Origin of the sequence: Kaistella sp. (assembly GCF_049588135.1) — a bacterium.
GTDB lineage: Bacteria > Bacteroidota > Bacteroidia > Flavobacteriales > Weeksellaceae > Kaistella.
The window spans coordinates 1-5,543 of record NZ_JBAVFG010000209.1; the positions used below are offsets into that span (position 1 = coordinate 1).

Below are 5,543 nucleotides of genomic sequence, written 5' to 3' on the forward strand. Positions count from 1 at the left end.
CCTTATCATCTATAAGATAATTTTCCACTGCCAACTTCAAGTTTTTTACAATTCTCTGCTTCAGTTTTCTCGGAGCCAAAACCGTGATGAATTCTCCCATTCCCAAAATCATGCGCTCTAATTCAAAATTCAATTGAACGCAAATTTTAAAAGTAATTCCGTTTTCATCTTCCTCCAAAATTTCTTGGGTGTGATGAAAAGGTTTGGTAATAATGTAGGGCGCGTGTTTTCTGGTAATTTTGAAAATAACATTTTGTGGACGCTGAGTTTCTGAAACCGTTGCGCCAATTACTTCCCCAAAATACCGGTCTGCATTGAAATCTTTATCTATGTAAATCGAGTGTTCATCAACAAGAATTTCTTCTATTCGATCTAAAGCAAGATTCAATATGCTTTTTTGATTCCAACAAATCAAAAACCAACGATTGTTGTATTCTTTCAGTAATTGCGGATGAACGCTCATGTATTGCGCTTCTCGGGCGTTGAAACTTTTATATAAAATCCGTAAAACTTTTTTATTTAAAATCGCTTGATACAAAACGTCGATAAATTCCAAACCTTTCAAGCGTTCATTTTTATCCAAATGAATAATTGATTTTTCCTGAACAGAATTCACAGAATCTTCTAATTTCTGAATCACACCATTCATCTCTTTAAACATCGAAAAATCCTTGAACTGTTTCAAAATTTGAATCGCGTTGTTCATCGTTTTCAAATCATTTTCCGTTACCGAAATATGATGAATGCTATATTCCGAATCGCTGTATCTGTAAAATTTCCGATCAAAAACTTCAATTGGTGCTTCGTAGCCGAATTTTTCGCTGCGCATATTCTGCAAATCTAATTGAACAGTACGTTTACTGACAAAAGATTCTTTTCCCTCATATTCAAACAAAGCTTCAGAACATTGCTCTATTAAATCTTCCAAAGTGTATTTTTTGAAAGTGTTTTTAAGACATTTATCTAATGTTTTGTAGCGGATGAGGGCGTTTTTGTTGGATGACATAGTTTTAGGCTAAGGTTGAGTTTAAGGTTGGTATAATTCCACTCTTTTGGAGGGGTAGCGAAAATTCGTAGAATTTTTGACGGGGTGGTAAAAATCTATTCTCTATCCGTCTATTATTTAACCTTCAAAGCTTCTCCGTCAAACGCAATTCCGTCCCAACTAAATTTCATGAAATTTCTAATATTTTGATGATCTTCACCGTTCGGATTTTCTAAAACATCGTTTCTGTAAAACGCTCCGAAAAGATTCAAGGTTTCTTTTTTAGACAAATCATTCAACTTCGCAAAACTGAAAACCTTACAAGAACCGTTGTTTTGATTGGCTTCATTTACTGTATTTCCATTCGTAAATTTTGTAGGCGTGAAATCGTAATTTTCGTCGATATAAGCTATTACTTCTTTAAAATCAATGGTTTCTGAGGAGTTTTTTAATTGTTCTAAAATCATTTTTAAATATTTTCTCAAAAATAATTAAAAATTTTATAACTACGCAAAAAGATTGCGCACTTGTAATTTTACTTTGCATCATCAAATAACAACAAAATGAAAATTACAGGAAACGAATTAATCGCTTTAGGACACACACCAAAAAAATGGTTTAACGAAGCTTTGGAATACATCAACGAGAATAATTTAGATAAAAATGAAATGTTAGAATATTTGGAGCAGTTTAAATCTCCTGATCCAATTCCATTAAATGAAAATCCAACAGATTTCATCATTAACATTAAAGCAGAAAACGAAAGCGAAAACGATAACGTAGAAAAAGTAATCAATACGATGAAAGTTTTGATGAAAACGCCAACATTAATCGCAGGAGCAATTATGCCCGATGCTTGTCCGACGGGACCTGAAGGACATATTCCGGTTGGAGGTTTAGTGGTGGCGAAAAACGCTATTCATCCGGGATTTCATAGTGCAGATATTTGTTGCTCGGTGATGTTGACAGATTTTGGAAAGATTGATCCTAAAGAAGTTTTGGATGCAGCACATTCCATCACGCATTTTGGATATGGAGGAAGAGATCGTGGTTCGCAGATGCCGATGAGCCAAGAATTAATGGATGCTTTCAGAGAAAATTTCTTTTTAAATGAAGAAAGACTCATCAGCATTGCTCGTTCGCACATGGGAACTCAAGGTGACGGAAACCACTTTTTATTTGTCGGAATTTCTAAAAACACCGGAAATACAATGATGATTACTCATCACGGTTCTCGCGCTCCAGGAGCGATTTTGTATGATAAAGGAATGAAAATCGCCAATCGTTTTCGGGAAGAAATTTCGCCAGAAACTTTAAAAGAAAATGCGTGGATTCCGTTTGAAACCGAAGAAGGACAATCGTATTGGGAAGCATTACAATTGATTAGAAAATGGACGAAAGAAAATCATGAAGCCATTCATAACGCAACTTTAGAAAAATTAAATACTGAAAAACAAGACCGATATTGGAATGAACATAATTTCGTATTCAGAGATGGAGATTTATTCTTCCATGCCAAAGGAGCAACACCGCTGGACGACAAATTTATGCCGGATATCACAGGTCCAAGACTCATTCCTCTGAATATGGCGGAACCTGTGCTGATTGTTCAAGGAACAACCAACGACAGAAATTTAGGTTTTGCTCCTCACGGTGCAGGGAGAAACTTCAGCCGAACTCAGCACAAAAAATCTTTGACTCATAAAACCACAGAAGAGATTTTTGAAGAAGAAACGAAAGGTTTGGATATTCGGTTTTTCACCAATGATATTGATATTTCAGAACTTCCGAGTGCTTATAAAAACGCACAAAATGTAAGGTCACAAATTGAAGAATATAACCTTTGCGAAATTTTGGATGAAGTGTTACCTTACGGCTGTATTATGGCAGGAGATGTCCAGAAAAATGCGCCTTGGAAGAGGAAGAAAAAATTTAGTAAATAAAAAATCCCGCTCATCGCGGGATTTCTATTTTTAAGCTTGTTCAGTTGGTTTTTGACCTTCCTGATTACTTTGCGGTCTGTCTTCTCTCGGCTTCTGCGCCGGTCTTTCTGGACGTGGCAAAAGCACTTTTCTCGACAATTTCATTTTCTTACGATCGTCGTAGCCCATGAATTTCACTTCCACTTCGTCGCCTTCGTTGTACGGAACTTTGTCCAAACGAGCCCATTCGATTTCAGAAATATGCAATAAGCCTTCAGTTCCTTTTGCAATCGCTACGAATGCTCCGAAATCCATTACTTTCACAACCTTTCCTTTGTAAACTTCGCCAACAACGGGAACGAAACAGATCTCGTTAATCGCTGCAATTGTTGCGTTGATATTTTCTCTGCTTACACCTGAAATTTCGATTCTTCCGATTTCGCCAATTTCTTCAATCGCGATAACGGTTTCGAAATCTTTCTGCATTTGCTGAATAATTTTTCCTCCAGGTCCAATGATCGCTCCGATAAAGTCTTTCGAAATTTCCAATACTTCCATTTTCGGTGCGTGTGGTTTTACGTCTGGTCTTGGTGCGTCAAGAGTTTTTAATAATTCATTAAGGATGTGCAGTCTTCCGTCTTTCGCTTGGATTAATGCTTTTTCCATGATGTCCATTGTTAAACCTTCTACTTTAATGTCCATTTGACAAGCAGTGATTCCGTCTGCAGTTCCTGTTACTTTGAAATCCATGTCACCTAAGTGATCTTCATCTCCTAAGATGTCAGAAAGTACGGTGAATTTTCCTGATTTTGGATCAGTTACCAATCCCATTGCAATCCCGGAAACTGGTTTTGAAATTTGTACACCGGCATCCATTAATGCTAAAGTTCCGGCACAAACTGTCGCCATAGAAGACGAACCGTTTGATTCTAAAATATCAGAAACGATACGGATGGTGTATGGGTTTTCTGTAGGGATCATTTTCGCCAAAGCTCTTTGAGCCAGGTTTCCGTGACCTACTTCTCTTCTTGAAGTTCCTCTTAAAGGTCTTGCTTCACCGGTTGAGAACGGTGGGAAGTTATAGTGTAAAAAGAATTTTTGATCGTAGTTAATTGCAACGGTGTCCACCATGTTTGCATCTTTTACAGATCCTAGAGTTACTGCAGTCAATGACTGAGTTTCTCCTCTGGTAAAGATTGCAGAACCGTGAGCTCCTGGTAAATAATCAACTTCTGACCAAATCGGACGAATTGTTTCCGGGCTTCTTCCATCCAAACGGATTTTGTCGTTCAAAATCATTTGACGCATCGCTTCTTTTTCTACATCGTGGAAATAGATTTTTGCATAAGGTGCTACTGTTTCTAATTCTTCCTCAGAATACTGAGTTAAGAAGTCAGCTAAAACAGCTTGGAAATTATCATGTCTTTCTTCTTTAGCAGAAGGAGTTTTTGCAATATCTAATACTTTATCATAAGTTGCTGCCCAAATTTTTTCGCGAATTTCTTCGTTGTGATCTTCGTGAGAATATTCTCTTTTTGGAAGAGATTTACCAACTCTCTCGGCCAATCTTTCTTGCGCTGCTACCTGAATTTTAATTTCTTCGTGTGCGAATTTAATGGCTTCAATCATTTCCTGTTCAGAAATTTCTTGCATTTCACCTTCTACCATTACGATAGAATCTTTAGTTGCTCCAACCATAATATTTAAATCTGCTTTCGCTAAATTTTCCATACTTGGGTTTACAACCAATTTTCCGTCGATTCTTGCTACGGTAACTTCAGACATTGGTCCGTTGAAAGGGATATCGGTAATTGCGATTGCTGCAGAAGCGGCTAATCCAGCCAAAGATTCTGGCATACATTCTTTATCGTAAGAGATCAGTGAAATCATCACCTGAACTTCTGCATGGAAATCTGATGGGAAAAGTGGACGAAGAACTCGGTCAACCAATCTCATTGTTAAAATTTCTTCGTCAGATGGTCTTGCTTCTCTTCTGAAAAAGTTTCCCGGAATTTTTCCTGCTGAATAGAATTTCTCTCTGTAATCTACTGTTAAGGGTAAAAAGTCAACACCTGGTTTCGCATCTTTGCTGGCGACAACTGTTGCAAGAAGCATGGTGCCTCCCATTCTTACTACTACAGCGCCATTAGCTTGTTTCGCTAACTTTCCTGTTTCGATGGTAATTTCTCTACCATCGCTTAATTGAATTTTTTCAATAATTGCTTGTGGAGCATTCATAAATTGTTTGTTTCTTCTGTGCAATCCGTATTGATTGCGGTTAATGTATAAACTTGTTTTTACGGGTGCAAAGATACGGATTTTTATTGAGTGAATTTTGGTATAAAAAGCAAATCTCATGTAGCAATTGAGTGGGAAACAGAATAAATTTAAAGTGTAATGAAAATGTAATTAATTTGATTTTAATGTATTCTTCCAAATTTCATTCATTCTTGTTTTGAAACTTTTGGGAGAAATGATGGTAATTTGTTCGGAATGTTGCAATAATTCCTGCTCAAAATCGAAAGTGGAAGCAAGATTTAATTTAATTCTCAACTCATTTTCATCATCAATTAAAATTTCTTGTGAATGGTGGAGTGGAAGATTTTTGATGTATTTTCCTTGAAGAGGCGTGAAAG

General features: G+C 36.8%; 5 protein-coding genes. 1 reads left to right on the forward strand and 4 read right to left on the reverse strand.

All coding sequences use genetic code 11. The features are described from left to right. Window positions 1–1,006, reverse strand: a 1,006-nt coding sequence (locus WBY99_RS11375; protein WP_423976453.1) for a helix-turn-helix transcriptional regulator, incomplete at its 3' end; no start/stop codon positions are given. Between the two features lie 113 nt (window positions 1,007–1,119). Beyond that, window positions 1,120–1,452, reverse strand: a complete 333-nt coding sequence (locus WBY99_RS11380) for a HopJ type III effector protein (protein WP_423976454.1) — start codon at window positions 1,450–1,452, stop codon at window positions 1,120–1,122. 96 nt (window positions 1,453–1,548) lie between these two features. On the opposite strand from WBY99_RS11380, the gene WBY99_RS11385 reads away from it, so the two are divergent. Next, window positions 1,549–2,928: an RtcB family protein gene (locus WBY99_RS11385; RefSeq protein ID WP_423976455.1), complete on the forward strand. Its 1,380-nt coding sequence runs from the start codon at window positions 1,549–1,551 to the stop codon at window positions 2,926–2,928. 30 nt (window positions 2,929–2,958) lie between these two features. Here the strand turns inward: WBY99_RS11385 and WBY99_RS11390 are convergent, their stop codons facing one another. Beyond that, the gene (locus WBY99_RS11390) at window positions 2,959–5,145 is read right to left on the reverse strand and encodes a polyribonucleotide nucleotidyltransferase (protein WP_423976457.1); all 2,187 of its coding nucleotides are present in this window, start codon (window positions 5,143–5,145) and stop codon (window positions 2,959–2,961) included. A 171-nt stretch (window positions 5,146–5,316) separates the two neighbouring features. Beyond that, window positions 5,317–5,543 (reverse strand): WYL domain-containing protein (locus WBY99_RS11395; RefSeq protein ID WP_423976456.1); only part of this gene is annotated, 227 nt, incomplete at its 5' end.